13 protein-coding genes are annotated in these 16025 nt (G+C 67.8%); 8 read left to right on the forward strand and 5 right to left on the reverse strand.

The window, feature by feature from the left end; all coding sequences use genetic code 11:
- The first annotated feature begins 340 nt into the window (after window positions 1-340).
- The 3 genes from LPC10_RS02780 to LPC10_RS02790 all read left to right on the forward strand — a co-directional run bounded on the left by LPC10_RS02780 (window position 341) and on the right by LPC10_RS02790 (window position 6521).
- Window positions 341-1246 (forward strand): hypothetical protein, encoded by a 906-nt coding sequence (locus LPC10_RS02780; protein WP_231345368.1) that lies wholly within the window; start codon window positions 341-343, stop codon window positions 1244-1246.
- A 79-nt stretch (window positions 1247-1325) separates the two neighbouring features.
- Window positions 1326-3962, forward strand: coding sequence for an aminopeptidase N (pepN, locus tag LPC10_RS02785; protein WP_231345369.1), 2637 nt, complete (start codon window positions 1326-1328; stop codon window positions 3960-3962).
- Between the two features lie 198 nt (window positions 3963-4160).
- On the forward strand, window positions 4161-6521 hold the full coding sequence (locus LPC10_RS02790) for a PAS domain-containing sensor histidine kinase (protein WP_231345370.1): 2361 nt from the start codon (window positions 4161-4163) through the stop codon (window positions 6519-6521).
- A 223-nt stretch (window positions 6522-6744) separates the two neighbouring features.
- Here LPC10_RS02790 and zwf read toward each other — a convergent pair whose 3' ends face one another.
- Together zwf and LPC10_RS02800 are read right to left on the reverse strand one after the other, a co-directional pair.
- Window positions 6745-8223: a glucose-6-phosphate dehydrogenase gene (gene zwf / locus LPC10_RS02795; protein WP_231345371.1), complete on the reverse strand. Its 1479-nt coding sequence runs from the start codon at window positions 8221-8223 to the stop codon at window positions 6745-6747.
- A 305-nt stretch (window positions 8224-8528) separates the two neighbouring features.
- Window positions 8529-8978: a PilZ domain-containing protein gene (locus tag LPC10_RS02800; RefSeq protein ID WP_231345372.1), complete on the reverse strand. Its 450-nt coding sequence runs from the start codon at window positions 8976-8978 to the stop codon at window positions 8529-8531.
- Between the two features lie 370 nt (window positions 8979-9348).
- On the opposite strand from LPC10_RS02800, the gene LPC10_RS02805 reads away from it, so the two are divergent.
- Window positions 9349-9510, forward strand: coding sequence for a hypothetical protein (locus tag LPC10_RS02805; protein ID WP_173807866.1), 162 nt, complete (start codon window positions 9349-9351; stop codon window positions 9508-9510).
- Window positions 9511-9797: 287 nt separating this feature from the next.
- On the opposite strand, the gene cutA is transcribed toward LPC10_RS02805, so the two are convergent.
- The gene (gene cutA / locus LPC10_RS02810) at window positions 9798-10121 is read right to left on the reverse strand and encodes a divalent-cation tolerance protein CutA (RefSeq protein WP_231345373.1); all 324 of its coding nucleotides are present in this window, start codon (window positions 10119-10121) and stop codon (window positions 9798-9800) included.
- 105 nt (window positions 10122-10226) lie between these two features.
- Here cutA and LPC10_RS02815 point away from each other — a divergent pair, with 105 nt between their 5' ends.
- On the forward strand, window positions 10227-10997 hold the full coding sequence (locus LPC10_RS02815) for an NAD kinase (RefSeq protein WP_108938578.1): 771 nt from the start codon (window positions 10227-10229) through the stop codon (window positions 10995-10997).
- 40 nt (window positions 10998-11037) lie between these two features.
- Here LPC10_RS02815 and LPC10_RS02820 read toward each other — a convergent pair whose 3' ends face one another.
- A complete protein-coding gene (locus tag LPC10_RS02820) occupies window positions 11038-11262 on the reverse strand; it encodes a DUF1674 domain-containing protein (protein WP_231345374.1) in 225 nt (74 codons plus the stop codon).
- 116 nt (window positions 11263-11378) lie between these two features.
- On the opposite strand from LPC10_RS02820, the gene LPC10_RS02825 reads away from it, so the two are divergent.
- Window positions 11379-12743 (forward strand): RsmB/NOP family class I SAM-dependent RNA methyltransferase, encoded by a 1365-nt coding sequence (locus tag LPC10_RS02825; protein WP_231345375.1) that lies wholly within the window; start codon window positions 11379-11381, stop codon window positions 12741-12743.
- Between the two features lie 60 nt (window positions 12744-12803).
- Here LPC10_RS02825 and LPC10_RS02830 read toward each other — a convergent pair whose 3' ends face one another.
- The gene (locus tag LPC10_RS02830; protein ID WP_231345376.1) at window positions 12804-12968 is read right to left on the reverse strand and encodes a hypothetical protein; all 165 of its coding nucleotides are present in this window, start codon (window positions 12966-12968) and stop codon (window positions 12804-12806) included.
- Window positions 12969-13273: 305 nt separating this feature from the next.
- Between LPC10_RS02830 and LPC10_RS02835 the strand changes: the two genes are divergently transcribed.
- The gene (locus tag LPC10_RS02835; RefSeq protein ID WP_231345377.1) at window positions 13274-14347 is read left to right on the forward strand and encodes a hypothetical protein; all 1074 of its coding nucleotides are present in this window, start codon (window positions 13274-13276) and stop codon (window positions 14345-14347) included.
- Window positions 14348-14709: 362 nt separating this feature from the next.
- The gene (locus tag LPC10_RS02840; protein ID WP_231345378.1) at window positions 14710-15903 is read left to right on the forward strand and encodes a pyridoxal phosphate-dependent aminotransferase family protein; all 1194 of its coding nucleotides are present in this window, start codon (window positions 14710-14712) and stop codon (window positions 15901-15903) included.
- Window positions 15904-16025 lie beyond the last annotated feature (122 nt).

Genomic DNA, 16025 nt, shown 5'->3' on the forward strand with positions numbered 1-16025 from the left:
GGAGCCCGAGTCGCGGGTCGATCGGAGCCAGCCCTGGGGCGGACAGCACCGCCTCAGAACGACCCAAACGACTGGGGGTAACATACATTTGACAAATCGGCCTTATCATAGGAATTGATCGACCCAGTCACATCACCTACCGAACAACGCGAAACCATTACTTGACGATAAAGAAGATGGATTTGAGTATTTGGAGAAAATTTTTCTCCATTGATTCGACAAGATCTCACCAAGTAACCTCGGAAATGTCGACTTGCCGGCGAAGTTTTACGAGTGAATTCCTTTTCGCTCTTCACTCCGAGATGTCTCGGCGGAGCGCGCCGTCGTCGGAGCGTGACGCGTGACGGGCTCGATCATCCGTGGGATCGGCGCGATCGACCATGCCACACCCGAGCAGATCCTGGCACATCCCGCCTTCCCGGCGGCGCGCCGGATCTTCGTGTCGGAAACCGCCAGGGTCTACCAGGCGGGCATGTTTCCCGGCCAGTTCGGTGCCGATGCCGGGCGTGTCACCACCCTTGCCATCATCGTCTGCCAGCATGCCGGCTACGATCCGACCGACCGCGCAACCTGGCCGACGCTAGGCCACCTCAAGGACACCGTGGCCCGTTTCGGCTTCGCGAGTCCGCGACTGATCGACAGCTTCGTCGCGCGTCTGGTGCAGACCGGCTACCTCGAACTCCAGCAGCAACCGGAGGATAACCGGGTACGTCTGCTGTTCCCGACCGAGCCCCTTCTGGCCTGGGATCGCGACTGGATGGCGGCCCACTACGCAGCCCTCGAAGCCCTCTATCCCGAGCCGGGTTTCGGCCCGCCGCGACAGCGCGACCCCGCCTTTCAGGCGGCGCATGCCCGCTCGGCCATCGCGGCTTTCGACGCGATCATCGCGATGATGTGGAGCAACCTGGAGATCGTCTTCTTCCTCAGCAGCACGAGCGCGCTGATCATCCTGCTGTCGCTGTTCGAGATGGGCGGCAGCGAACCCGATAGCCACATCCGCGAGGCCGATCTTGTCCAGCTCGCGCCGCGCTTCGCCGTCTCGCGCAGCCATGTCCGCAATATCCTGTCGGTCGCGCGGGAGCGGAAATTCCTCGTCCGTTCGGGGCCGCGCAACGCCTACATCCAACTCACGCCGCACTGGATCGCGGCCTTCGACCGCTTCATTGCCGGAAGCCTCGCGCAGAGCGACCTCACCTACCGGCTCGCCCTGCGGCATCAGGCGGAACAGGCACGCTCCGCGGCTTGATCGAACCGCGACGCATTCCGCTCGCCGCCGTTCGCCTCTAGAAGGCGGGACCTTTCTCACGACGGCGAGCCCTGCCCTGATGCGCACCGAGACGCCCCCGACCGTCCGCCTCGAAGCGTATCGCCCGAGCGATCACCTCATCGATCGGGTCGAGCTCGACGTGCGCCTCGACCCGCGCGACACGCGCGTGACCGCGACGCTCGCGCTGCGCCCGAATCCGGCGGGCCGCGCGGGCGCGCCCCTCGTTCTCGACGGCGACGAGCTGACCCTGCTGGCTCTCGAACTCGACGGGCAGGGGCTCGCACCGCAGGCCTACCGCGCCGAACCATCGGGCCTGACGCTGCACACGCCGCCGCAGCGCCCCTTCACCCTTCGGATCGAGACGCGGCTCGACCCGACGGCGAACACCCGGCTGATGGGCCTCTACCGCTCGAACGGGGTCTACTGCACGCAGTGCGAGGCCGACGGTTTCCGGCGGATCACCTACTTCCTCGACCGGCCGGACGTGCTTTCGATCTACACCACCCGCATCGAGGCGGAGCAGGCGGCTGCCCCGGTCCTGCTCGGCAACGGCAATCCGGTCGAGTCGGGCGAGGTGACGGGGACCGGGCGCCACTACGCGGTCTGGCACGATCCGCTGCCCAAACCCGCCTATCTGTTCGCGCTGGTGGGCGGGCGGCTCGACCGCGTCTCGAAGCCCTTCACCACCATGGAGGGCCGGCCGGTCGAGATCGCCGTCTATGTCGAGCCGGGCAAGGCCGACCGGGCTGCCTACGCCCTCGATGCGGTCGAACGCTCCATGGCCTGGGACGAGACCGCGTTCGGGCGTGCCTACGATCTCGACGTGTTCAACGTCGTCGCCGTGTCCGACTTCAACATGGGGGCGATGGAGAACAAGGGCCTCAACATCTTCAACGACAAGTACGTGCTCGCCTCGCCCGAGACCGCGACCGATGCCGATTACGCGGCGATCGAAGCGATCATCGCCCACGAGTACTTCCACAACTGGTCGGGCAACCGCGTGACCTGCCGCGACTGGTTCCAGCTCTGCCTGAAGGAGGGCCTCACCGTCTTCCGTGATCAGGAATTCTCCTCCGACATGCGCTCGCGCGCGGTTCACCGGATCGCCGAGGTGCGCAACCTGCGCGCCCGCCAGTTCCCGGAGGATGCCGGCCCTCTGGCTCACCCCGTTCGGCCGAAGCAATATGCCGAGATCAACAACTTCTACACGGCCACCGTCTACGAAAAGGGCGCCGAGATCGTGCGGATGCTGCGCACGCTGATCGGCGAAACGGCGTTCCGCGCCGGGATGGACCGCTACTTCGCCGAGAACGACGGCACCGCCGCGACCGTCGAGGACTTCCTGAAGGCGTTCGAGGCGGTGACGGGCCGCGACCTCTCGCGCTTCGCCGAGTGGTACGAGCGGCCGGGAACGCCACGCGTCACGGTCTCCGGCACTTATGAACCGAACGCCGGGACCTACCGCCTCACCTTCCGGCAGACGCGCCCCGGCGCCGGGGCGGATGCGCCGCCCCTCGTCATCCCGATCCGCCTCGGACTCGTCGGCGACGAGGGCCCCCTCGATGGGGTGACGAGCGCGCGCGTCGAGGCCGGCGTGTACGTGCTCGACGCGGCCGAGGATGAGGTGACATTCGAGAATGTGGCGGAGGAGCCCGTTCCCTCGCTGTTTCGTGCCTTCTCGGCACCGGTTCGCGTGGAGAGCGCCCTCGACGACACGGCTCGCCTCACCCTGCTGCGCCACGATCCCGACAGCTTCAACCGCTGGGAGGCGGCCCAACGCATCGCCCTGGGCCTGATGGCACGACAGGCGCGCGGTGAGACTGCTGAGCCCGCCGCCGCCGATGCGTTCGTCGCCGCGCTGGATGCCTTCCTCGACGCGGAGGCTCTGCGCGATCCGGCCTTCGCCGCCCAGATCCTTGCCCTGCCGAGCGAGGGAGACCTCGCCGACGAGATCGGAAGGGACACTGACCCCGACGCCATCTTCTCCGCGCGTCAGACGCTGCGCCGCCGCCTCGGAACGGGCCTGCGCGAGCGCCTGACGCATCTGCGCGAGACGCTGGCCGAGCCTGCGGGCACGCCCTTCTCGCCGGACGCCGACGCCGCGGGGCGGCGGGCGCTCCGCAACGCCGCCCTCGACCTGATCGCCGCCGCCGACGCGGAGGCCGGCACGGGGCTCAGTCAAGCGCAGATCGAGGCAGCCACAAACATGACCGACCGGCTCGCCGGGCTCGCGACCCTCGCGCTCCTGCCGGGCGAGGCGCGGGAGGCGGCGCTGACCGCCTTCGCCGAGCGCTATGCCGACGAACCTCTCGTCCTCGACAAATGGTTCGCGATCCAGGCGATGATCCCCGAGGAGGGCACGGTGGCGCGAATCCGGAGGCTGCAGAGCCATCCGGCCTTCGCCATGACCAACCCGAATCGCGTGCGCTCCCTCATCGGAAGCTTCAGCCTCGCCAACCCGACGCAGTTCAACCGTCCGGACGGCGCGGGCTATGCCCTCGTCGCCGAGACGGTGCTGGCGCTCGACGGCACGAATCCGCAGATCGCCGCGCGCCTCATGACCGCCTTCGGCCCGTGGCGCCGCCTCGAACCGGGCCGCCGGGCCGCGGCCGAAACCGCCCTGCGTCGCATCGTTGCCACGCCCGGACTTTCTCGTGATGTCGCCGACATCGCGACACGAAGCCTCGCCGGCTAGTTAAGACTCTGTTGAGGAAGGTGTTTCGGCGAGTCGCGACCGCCGGGAGCGCTCTCCGAGCGTCTTTCCGTGTCAACGCCCTGCCCCAAAAACCGCGTGGACAAACGTCCGCCCCCGATGTCCAATGTGAATACGATTCGAGACCGCCGGCGCGGCCCAGGCCGAGGCGCCGTTTCCAGACAGTACAGAGGTGGCGATATGTCGGGGGCGGCTTCCGCGTCCCTGTCCGCGCGCGCGCGCGCGGACACGATCCTCGGGATCCAGCGCACGACCGGCACCGCTCAAGCCCGCCTCATCCGGGCCGAGACGTGGCTCCGTTATGCGCTGCCGGCTCTGCTCGTCCTCTTCATGCTCACGCTGCTGGGCGTGGCGGCCCTCGAGATGCGCGGACGCCACGAGCAGGGAATGCGCGTGGCGACCCGCGAGGTCGAGGCGTTCGCCCGTCTCGCCGCCCTGTCCCTGTCGAAGGATCCGGCCGCCGCCGAGACGCGGCTCGACCGCGTGCTTCCCGTCCACCTCCTGCCGGCCGGCTGCGAGGTTCTGGTGATCGATCCGTCCGGTCGGATTCGCGCCGCCTATCCCCGTCCGGCACCGGCCGACACTTTCGCGGGCTATCTCGCGGAAGGCGAGCCCATCGCCATGCTCGGCGAGAGCGCCGGGGCCATGACGGTCAACCTCCAGGCCGGCGGACAGGCCGTCGTCGCGGCGCGGCGCCTGGCCGATGGGTCGGGCGAGGTCGCCGTCCTCCAGCGCTTCGAGCCGATCACCGCCGATTGGTGGCGGATGTTCAGCCACCACGCGGTCTCGCTTTCGGCCATCGCCCTCGTGCTGGCGGGCATGGCCACCGCCTACATCCTTCAGACCCAGCGAGCCCAGGCCGCCGACGAGGTCTGCGATCTGGTCAAGCAGCGCCTCGATACGGCGCTCGGACGCGGACGCTGCGGATTGTGGGACTGGGACATCGCCCGCGGCACGATCTTCTGGTCCGACTCGATGTACGCCCTGCTCGGCTACACGCCGGAGAAGGACCTTCTCTCCTTCGGCGACGTGAACGCCCTGCTCCATTCCGAGGACGGCGACCTCTACAGCCTCGCCCGCCACCTCGCCGCGAGCCACGCCACCGTCGATCACGAGTTCCGCATCCGCAACGCCTCCGGCGACTGGATCTGGCTGCGCACCCGCGCCGAGATCGTCGAGGATGCGGCCGACGGCAGTCGGCATCTGGTCGGCATCGCCATGGACGTCACCGAGCAGCGACGGCTGGCCGAGTTCACCGCCACCGCCGACATGCGCCTGCGCGACGCGGTGGAGGCGATTTCCGAAGCCTTCGTGCTCTGGGATGCCGGCAACCGGCTGGTTCTGTGCAACTCGAAATTCCGCGACCTGCACGCGCTCGCCAGCGACGACGCGGTACCGGGCCGCCGCTACGACGAGGTCATGGGACAGGGCGCCCTCCCCCCGGTGCGGCGGGGCATTCCGGGCCCGGAGCGCGGCACGTCGCGAACCTTCGAGGTCGAACTCACCGACGGGCGCTGGCTCCAAGTCAGCGAGCGCCGCACCAAGGACGGCGGCTACGTCTCGGTGGGGACCGACATCACCAGCCTCAAGCGCCATCAGGAGCAGCTCGTCGCCTCCGAGCGCGAGCTGATCGGCACCGTCAAAGACCTGAAGCGCTCCCGGCGGACTCTGGAGACCCAGACGCAGCAGCTCGCCGACCTCGCCGAACGCCACCTCGACCAGAAGGCCCGCGCCGAGATCGCCAATCAGTCCAAGTCCGAGTTCCTGGCCAATATGAGCCACGAGCTGCGCACACCGCTCAACGCGATCATGGGCTTTGCCGAATTGATGGAGAGCGAGGTCTACGGTGCGCTCGGCTCACCCCGCTACGCCGACTATTGCCGCGACATCCAGCAGAGCGGCACCTATCTGCTCTCGGTCATCGACGACATCCTGCACATGTCGCGCATCGAGGCGAAGCGGGTGAAGCTCGTGCGCCGCCCCCTCGACCTCGACACGGCCATCGCCGCCGCGGTGACGCTGGTGGCCAAGGAGGCGGCGAGCAAAGCGGTCTCCATCGATATCGAGCTGGCCGGGACTCTCAGCGTGCTGGCCGACGAGCGGGCGCTCCAGCAGATCCTGCTCAACATCATCCAGAACGCGGTGAAGTTCACGCCGGAGGGCGGTCGGGTCGCGCTGCGAGGACGCTCCTGCAACGGCTTCGCTCACCTCTTCATCGGCGATACCGGCATCGGTATTCCGCGAGCGGCGATTTCCAAGCTCGGGCGGCCCTTCGAGCAGGTCGAGACCAATCTCACCCGCAGCTACAAGGGCTCCGGCCTCGGCCTCGCCATCGCCCGCTCCACGGCCGAGCTGCATGGCGGCTCGCTGCGCATCCGCTCGGAGGAAGGGGTCGGCACCCTGGTGCTGGTGCGGCTTCCGATGCCGACGCCCGCGCGCATGGCCGAGCTCGGCCGGGAGGCGGAGCGGGACACGCTGACGGCGATCAGTGAATTGGCCGGCGCCACGCGGGCCAAGGGCGAGATGATCGTGCCCCTGTAACGATCAGCCTGCCCATCCAAAGCGGCGCGTCTCCCGGCCCTGGGCGGCGCGCGGCCGAGAATGCCGAGCGGCCGCATCCTCCGCGACCCGGCCCAGGTTCACCTGTTCGGCAGCCGCATCATCGATCGGCCGACGGAGGTGGCGCCGCTGGAGGCGTGAACGGCGTCAGCCGATCGCCTCATGCCTCTGAGGCGTCAGCCGATTTGCTCTTGCCCCTGGGGCGTTAGCCGATTTCCTCATGCCACGTGCGGCCGTCGCGCTCGATCAGGGCGATCGAGGCGGTCGGGCCCCAGCTTCCGGCGGCGTAGGGCCGCGGCGGGTCGGGACGGTCGGCCCAGGCCTTGAGCAGGGAGTCGGCCCAGGCCCAGGCCACCTCCACCTCGTCGCGGCGCATGAACAGGGTGGCGTTGCCGCGCACCACATCCATCAGCAGGCGCTCGTAGGCATCGGGATAGCGCTGCTTGAACGTCTCCTCGAAGGAGATGTCGAGGTTGGTCGGGCGCAGGCGCATGCCGCCGGGGCCCGGATCCTTGGTCATCACTTCGAGCTTCATGCCTTCCTCGGGCTGAAGGCGGATGACGAGGCGGTTCGGCTCGCGCCCGAAGGCGTCGGCGGGGAAGATCGAGAACGGCGAGGCGCGGAACTGTACTACGATCTCGGACAGCTTCTTCGGCAGGCGCTTGCCGGTGCGGACGTAGAACGGCACCCCGGCCCAGCGCCCGCTGCGCACTTCGAGCTTCAGGGCGACGAAGGTCTCGGTTCGGCTCGGCGTGCCGCTGCCGAGGTCAGCCTGATAGCCCTCGACCGGTCGCCCGCCGACGGCGCCGGCCGCGTATTGCCCGCGCACGGTGACGCTCTGCACGTCGGCGGCCGTGATGGGCTTGAGGGCGCGAAGCACCTTCAGCTTTTCGTCGCGAACGGAATTGGCGTCGAGCGAGATCGGGCTTTCCATCGCCGTGAGGCAGAGGAGCTGGAGGATGTGGTTCTGCACCATGTCGCGCAGCGCACCCGAGGTGTCGTAGTACCCGCCGCGTCCCTCGACGCCGACCGTCTCGCCCACCGTGATCTGGACGTGATCGATCACGTCGGCGTTCCACAGCCGCTCGAAAATCGTGTTGGCGAAGCGCAGGGCCATCAGGTTCTGCACCGTCTCCTTGCCGAGATAGTGGTCGATGCGGAAGATCTGGCTTTCGGGGAAGACCGCGCCGACCGCGTCGTTGATGGCGCGGGCCGACTTCAGATCCTTGCCGATCGGCTTTTCGAGCACGACGCGGCTGTTCTCGCCGATCAGTCCGTAACGGTCGAGGTTGCGGCAGATCGAGCCGTAGAGATCGGGCGAGGTGGCAAGATAATAGGGCCTGATCCGGTCGGGCCGCTCGTCGAGCAGGGCCTTCAATTCATCCCAGCCGTCATCCCCGAGGGCATCGACCGCCACGTAGAACAGGTGATCGAGGAAGCCGGTGAGCTTGGACTCGTCGATCTCGGCCGCCGGCACGAAGCTCTTCAGGGCGTCTCGCGCATGCTCCCGGAATTCCTCCAGGCTCATGTGGCTGCGCGAGGCGCCGATGATGCGGCTCGTCTCGGGAATCTGGGCGTCGCGGTAGCGCTGGTACAGCGCGGGCAGGAGCTTGCGCTGCGTCAGGTCGCCGGTGGCGCCGAACACGACATAGTCGAAGGGCGAAACGGGGATGATGGTGGCCAAGCACGGCTCCCATGATTCGTGCGGGTTTCGAACCGCAGATGCCTGTCGGAGAGAGATTCCCGCGGCTCCGCGCCTCTGACCCGACCATCTGCCGGAACGCCCTGCGACGCCCGGCTCGGTGGGTTATCGGTTCGCAGTGACGGCTTGCAAGTGCGTTGCCGAACAAACGATCGGCCCCTCGACGCAGCGGGCGCGGACCACCGCCGAAGATTTCGTTGCTCGTCGCCGGTAACGGCGGCTGGCTGCGCAAACCGGCAGCATTCGAACACGAAGGCCGACCGCGGCGGGCGATCCTGTCAACCGGATCAGTCGCGGCTCCGGCGTGAACCGATCGAGCTGTAATTCGGGGTCTGCTCGACGGTGACCGGCTTTTTCTCCTCGGCAACCGGCAGCTTGGCGATGCGCTCGATGCGGACACCGGCGTAGTTGCCTCTCCGCCAGGCCAGATTGACCTTCAGTACGAAATCCCGACCCAGGATCCTGAGCATGAACGACGCTGGGAGGGTGTAGGCCTCAGGAACGCCGAGCTTGGCACCGGATTTCGAGATATCCTTGATGTTACAGGGAATCTCGGTGCCGTCGAACAACCGGATCATCGCGATCCAGTTGGTGACCGTCCGCTCTTCGCGCCGCGCGACGAGAGAGGCCTCCACCCCCTCTGCGCCGTCCCCCGAGATGAGCTCGGATGGAAAATCGATGACGGATGGAGGGGGGCTCGGCATGGGGGCCACGGCATGAGGCGTCTCGAAGCCCACGCTATCGGGAAAGTGTTGATGCAAGATGTGCATCGCGGCAGGCCGCACCCTGCGTCGGAGTGATTCCACCGGGATCCGATCACAGTTTCGTTTTCGACGCGCCGATCTCATATCGCAGCCGCGACAAAGACTTGCCGGCCACATCACTTCCGCGGGCGCCCATACGGCGTGAAACGCGCTTGTCAAATGATCGTTCGGTCTGTCTTTCCTTTTTGCTATTCGCACCGCAAAAAAGAGCCGGCTCTTCTTGCGATGCAACGAAAATAGTTCATGAAGCAGAGCTCGAACGGGCTTGCAACACATGAACAGCTGATTAACGTACCCCTATCGTAACGCGTTCGATGTTTGACCCCTGGCAGGGAGCGGTCCCATGTCCGAGCTCATTCGCGTGAAACCAACCCACGACGGCACCTACACCGTCTATCGTGGATCTATGGCCCTCGTTTCGGGCCTGACGAGGTTGCAGGCCGAGCGCTACGAGGCGAGCATTGCCCGTCAGCAGCGCGGGCTCTCGCCCCTCGTCGGCGCCTGAGGCGCTCCATCGACGGTTCGAGGGCGCGGCTCCGACGAGGAGTCCGCGCCCTTCGCATGTCCGCTTGCTCAGTGTCTCTCACGAAGCTCCCGCTGCGCTGCTCTCGCCGGAGTGAGGACGGTCGATGACCAGGAGTGGTGTGATACGGTCTCCGCCGGATCGCTTCGGCTTCGCCTCGCGATGACGGCGTCGGGCAAGAACCGAAGCGATCAACCGGAAACGGCATGAGGGACTTTTAGAGCATCGTCTTTTTCCGAAAGCCGGTGACCACCTTTCGGGATGATGCTCTAAACCGCGCCGGTTTCGGCGCTGATCCAGGCAGCGGTATCGGGATCGGCGTCCGCGACCGGCAGATGCAGGATGATGGGCGTCTCGTAGGGGTGGCGCCGCTTCAGTTCAGCCGCGAGGGCATCGGCCAAGCCTTCCCGGCTCTTGAGAATCGCGACCACCTCCGTGCCGCGTTCGATCGCCCCCTTCCAGGCGTAGACCGATTGCATGCCCGGGATCACGTTCACGCAGGCCGCGAGGCGGGCGCGGACCAAAGCTTCCCCGACATCGAGGGCCATCGCGGCATCGGGAAAGGTCGTGTAGACGAGGAGCGGGCGCTCCATGCTATGGCTCTCCCTCGGCAGACCGGCGTCCAACCTCGGATGTCCGGCGCGTGCCCCGAGTGAGACCGGCTCGGCCTCTTCCCGTCAACAGGGCTGACAGCACGGATGCCGCGCCGCTTTTCACGGATTGCCTTCGTGGCGAGCCCCACGGCCGATGCGCGGGAGGCGGCGGACCTGCTGATGCGCCGCTACGACCACGTTCCGCCCGAGGAGGCGGATGTCGTCGTAGCACTCGGCGGCGACGGCTTGATGCTGCAGGTGCTGCACCGCTTCATGAACGCGCCCAAGCCGATCTACGGCATGAATCGCGGCACGGTCGGCTTCCTGATGAACGAGTTCCGCGAGGACGGGCTGCTCGACCGGCTGGAGGCCACCAAGCGCTCGACGATCCACCCGATGACGATGATCGCCACCGATACGGAGGGGCGCAGCCACACGGCGCGGGCGATCAACGAGGTCTACATGCTGCGCCAGACCCACCAGACCGCCAAGCTGCGGGTCTCGGTGGACGACCATGTGCGCCTGCCCGAACTCATCGCCGACGGGATTCTGGCCGCCACGCCCGCCGGCTCGACCGCCTACAACCTCTCGGTCGGGGGGCCGATCCTGCCGCTCAACGCTCATCTCCTGGCGCTGACGCCGATCTCGGCCTTCCGGCCCCGGCGCTGGCGCGGCGCGCTGCTGCCGAACTACGCCCGCATCCGCATCGACGTGATCGACGCCGAGCACCGCCCCGTCGCGGCGGTAGCCGATCATACCGAGTTCCGCCGGGTCTGCACGGTGGAGACGTGGCTCGACCACGCCACCAACCTCGTGCTGCTGCACGACCCCGGCCACAGCCTGGAAGAGCGCATCCTGCGCGAACAATTCGGCTGACCGCTCCGGAGACCGGCCGTCGATCCGCGCGGTTGCCGCGTCAGAAGTCGCTGGCGAGGCCCTTCACCTCCCAATCCTCGTAGCGGACCGGCTCGAGGCCGCCGCGTCCCAGCGCCTCGGGACGCTCGGCGATCTTGGCCGCACGGGCGTCGATGGCAGCGCGCCGCTCGGCCGCCTCCGCCAGCGCCCGCTGCGCCGCCGGGGACAGGATGCGCGGCGCGGCGCCCGCCGCATCGGCCTCGTCCTTGGCATCCGCCTGTGTCATGCCGATCTCCATCCTCGCTCGCATCACGTCTTGCATCCTTTGCCGACAGATGTGACTCCGTCGGCCCAGGGGCGAGACCCCACCGACCCCTTTTATCCCAGAACGGCCCTTCCCGCTTGGCAACGCCCCCCAACCACCGCATGCCGCCCGCCTTCGACCCGTCCGTGCCGGGTCTCGCCGCACGCCACGTCGCGCGCGAGGCGGTCACGACCCTACTCGGTCCCGCCCGCGGTCTGGCGCTCGAAGATGCTCTCGCCCAGGCCGGGCGCGGGGCCCGGCTGGAGGCCGGCGAGGCCGCGCTCGCCCGCGCGATCGCCACGGCGAGCTTCCGCCGCCTCGGCTTCATCCGGGCAGCACTCGCTGCCCGCCTGCGCGACGGCCTTCCCGAGGACCGGCCGCACCTCCTGGCCCTTCTGGTGACCGGCGCGGCGCAGATCCTCGACCTCGCGGTGGCCGACCACGCCGCCGTCGATCTCTCGGTGCGCCTCGCCAAGGCCGACCCGCAGCTCCAGCACCTCGCGCCCCTCGTCAACGCGGTGCTGCGCCGAATCGCCCGCGAGCGCGACGTGATCCGCGCGGAGGAGAACGATCCGCTCGCCCACAACACCCCGGACTGGCTCGCACGGCGCTGGCGGGCAACCTACGGCGAGGAGACGGCACGCTGCATCGCCGCGGCCCATCTGGAGGGCGCGGCGGTCGATCTCACCGTTGCGCGCGCCGCGGACATCTGGGCCGAGCGGCTCGGCGCTCTCCGCCTCGACATCGGGTCGCTCCGTCTGGTCGAGGTGCGGGACTCGGTGGCCGAACTGCCCGGCTATACCGAAGGCGCATGGTGGGTGCAGGACGCCGCCGCCGCCCTGCCGGTGCGGCTGCTCGCCCCCGCTCCGGGTGAGCGCGTCGCCGACCTCTGCGCCGCGCCCGGCGGCAAGACGGCACAGATCGCGGCGGCGGGCGCGACGGTCACGGCCGTCGACCGTTCGGGCGCGCGGCTGGAACGGCTCGGCCGCAATCTCGAACGCCTCGGCCTCTCGGCGGAGGTGGTGACGGCCGATGCCCTGGGGCTGCCGGAGGATGCACCCTTCGACGCGGTGCTGCTCGACGCCCCCTGCTCGGCGACCGGCACGATCCGCCGCCATCCCGATGTCGCCTGGACGAAGAGCGAGACCGATGTGATGCGGCTGTCCGGCCTCCAGCGCCGCCTCCTCGATAAGGCCGCGCGGCTGACGCGGCCGGGTGGACGGCTCGTCTACTGCACCTGCTCCCTGGAACCCGAAGAGGGCGGCGGACAGGTCGCGGACTTTCTCAAGCGCAACCCGAATTTCGAGCGGATCGCGATCACCTCCGACCAATTGGCCGGCCATGCCGAGTTGATCGACGCATCCGGCGACCTGCGCACCCTGCCGAGCCATCTCGGCGGCGGCACCGGACGGGCCGGCGGCCTCGACGGCTTCTTCGCGAGTGTCCTGCGACGGCGAGGCTGAGACTGGAACAGTCTGAAGCCCGACATGTGATCCGGAGGCCTGCGGCCTCGTATCGAGACCTCAGCAGCAAAAAGCCTTCAGGCCTGCGCCGGCCATGGCGAGCCCCGTCACGAGGGAGAGGCCGCCGGCCATCTCCATCCGAGCGGTCCAATCCGGATAGAGCGGCGCGCGGCCGGCCAGAACCAGCCCGCAGGACAAGCTCACGAGACTGAGCAACGCAATCATCCATCCTCCCAATCGAGCGTTCGCCGCAGCGCCGTCCCAGCCGTCATCACGCCGTCTTCGAAGACGTTAACGCGCGCGCTCCGCCAGCGGGCTTCCCCGCTCTTCCCGACTTCCACAGCTCGATTGAGAGACCTTCGGAACAGTCACTGACAACCGATGTCGAGATTTTAGCCGGTTACATAACCTTTGTTGCACAATCCGCATTAACCATTCGTTCAAGTGTGTAAACAAAGCCTTAGCGGGACCCCTCAACTTCGGTTAAATATTTTTAGCACAACGAACTTCCCTCCCGTTTCGGCGGCCTCATGCCTTACGTGTCCAGCTTCTGGGTGCGCTCTTCCGTCATGCTTGCAGGCGCAGCGAGCTTTCTTTTCATCGGAACGGGGGCGGCCAGCGCCCACGTCAAATGGTTCTGTGCTTTCGATGTCGCCGGCCAGCCGCGCGGTCTCGAACAGGTGCTTTGTACCGACTTCGAAATTCTGACGGGTCTCGCCCTCGTCTGCCTGATGTTCGGCTGCCTGGCTGAAGGAACGCATCTCGGCACCGCAATCCTCAACGCCCTCGACCGCGTTACCGCGGCAGCCCGGCTCAACAGCGTCCTGATCGTTCGGGCGGTGGTGGGGTTCTTCCTCGTCTCGCTGTGGAACCTCGGCGGGATCATCCTGACGCCGGAACTGAAGACGGACGTCGCTTGGATCCCGTGGCTGCAACTGGCCATGGCCGCGGGCCTGCTGTGGAAGCGCACCCTGCCGTTCACCGCCGCCGGCATCGTGTTCCTGTTCGGCTTCGCCGTCTGGAATTACGGCATCTTCCACCTTGCCGACTATCCGGTCTTCCTCGGTGTGGCGGCCTTCCTGGCGCTCACCGCCTTCGACCGCACCCTGTTCGGCCAGCGCCCCATCGACGTGGTGCGCATCGCCGCCGCGATCACCCTGATGTGGGCCTCCGTCGAGAAGTGGGCCTATCCCCACTGGACCGACCCGCTCATCGCCGCCAAGCCCGCCATGACGATGGGCGCCTCGCCGGAACTCTTCATGCAGGCCGCGGGCGTCATCGAGTTCACTCTGGCCTTCGCCCTGATCTGGACCCCCCTGGTGCGCCGCGCCTCTGCGATCATCCTGACGGCGGTGTTCGTCTCGGCGATCGTCGAATTCGGCAAGATCGACGCCATCGGCCACTCGGGCATCATCGCGGTCCTGATCGCCATCGCCGCGGACGATGCCCGGGTGCCCGCCACCCGCCGGGACGTGGTCCTCGCCCCGGTCTACTATGCCAGCGCCCTGATGCTGTTCCTCGGCGCCTACTACCTCGCCCACAGCACCCTCTACGGCGACAGCTACGGGATCGGCACAGCCATGGGCGGCATTCCGGTGATCTGAGCCGAGGCCGGCTGCACGAAGGATGCTTCGGGGGTGCCCCTTGCGCGAGGGACACCCCCGCGCCGGTTCCGTGTTCTCGATGCGACGGTTCGGAGCAGGGCTGGCACTGTGAGGCGCGACGCGTGAATTCAGGGAGCCAAGATGTCCGCAACGCGCCCTTCACGTTTCGCTAAGTTTACCGAATTCAATCGTCGATGTTCTCCGGACAAAGCGGAAGTCAGACCGCTTCCGGGAGCTGCGAAAGAAGCAATTCGTTAAATACGCCCTGATGCAATTTTCCTACACCGGCGCCGTTTAACGCGATGGCAAGCCGACCGGATCGACAGTCCGTCCTGTAACGACGCGGCACCGGACGGGATGGCATGAGACATCGTGAGCAGACCGACGCGACGATCCAGCAACGCGCGGACGGCGTGCGCCGCCTTCCGAGCGTACCCGTTCCCGGCGCGGATCACGCCCTGCACGGGCTCGACTTCGCCTCGCAGGATTGCCTCGGCCTCTCCACCCACCCGGAGATCGTCGCCGCAGCCGCCGACACTCTGCGCCGGCTCGGCGTGCGCAGCGTCTGCGCCGGAGCCGAAGCCGGCGATACCGGCCTCGCGGTGACGCTGGAGCGCCGGATCGCCGACTTCCTTCAGATGGACGAGGCCCTGCTCTGCCCGACCAGCCGGGCCGCTGCCCAAGTCGTGATCCGCGGTCTCGTGCGCCCGGCCGACCACGTCGTGATCGATGCCGCGATCCGCGGAGGCCTTCGGGAGGAGGCCGAGGCCGGGACGAACAACATCCAGCTGTTCCGCCACCTCGATGCCGATCATTGCCGCGAGCGTCTCCGGGCCATCCGCGCCCGCGACGCTGAGAACGGCATCCTCGTCGTGACCGAGAGCCTGTCGCCGCTCGATTCCGGGACGCCTGACCTCGCCGCCCTGCGGGCACTATGCGACGAGTACGGTGCGACGCTCCTCGTGGACGTATCCCAGGATCTCGGATGCCTCGGCGAGGACGGTCGCGGCCATCTCGGCCTTCAGGACATGCTGGGCAGGGCCGATCTCGTCATCGGCACCTTCTCGAAGAGCTTCGCCTCCAACGGCGGATTCATCGCCGCCCGCACCCGCGCCGTGACGGCGTGCCTGCGCGTCGGCGAGGCGGCCCAGGCGCTCTCGCCGATCCAGCTCGCGGTCATCCTCAAGGCGTTTACCGTCATCGACGCGGCCGAGGGCTGTCAGCGCCGTACCCGCCTGATGCGCAACGTCCTCAACCTGCGCACGGCCCTGCGGGAGCGGGGGCTGAGCGTCTGCGGCGAGCCCTGCACCTCCGTCTGCGTCGAGATCGGTTTCGGCGAGCGGGCGCGCCGCTTCGCCGCTCACCTGTCCGACCTCGGCCTGCTGGTCGACCTCGGCGCGCTGGAGGAGACCGGCCGCCTGCGGCTGCACGTCACCGCCGGGCAGTCGGATGCGGAGATCGTGCGGGCCGCCTCCTGCGTCGCGGTCGCGCTCGATCGGGCGCAAGCCGAGATCGCTCCTCCATCGCGCCGCCCGCGCCTGCAGGCCGCCGCGTAGGCGTCGCCGCACTGGAACGCATCCGGAAGGTTTCCTCGGGAAGCCGGCAGCCTCAGGCCGGGAACTGGGGTTCACGAGCCTCGGAGCGTCTTGCAATCAACGAAGACCGTCATTCCGGGGTC

The organism is Methylorubrum sp. B1-46, assembly GCF_021117295.1.
GTDB lineage: Bacteria > Pseudomonadota > Alphaproteobacteria > Rhizobiales > Beijerinckiaceae > Methylobacterium.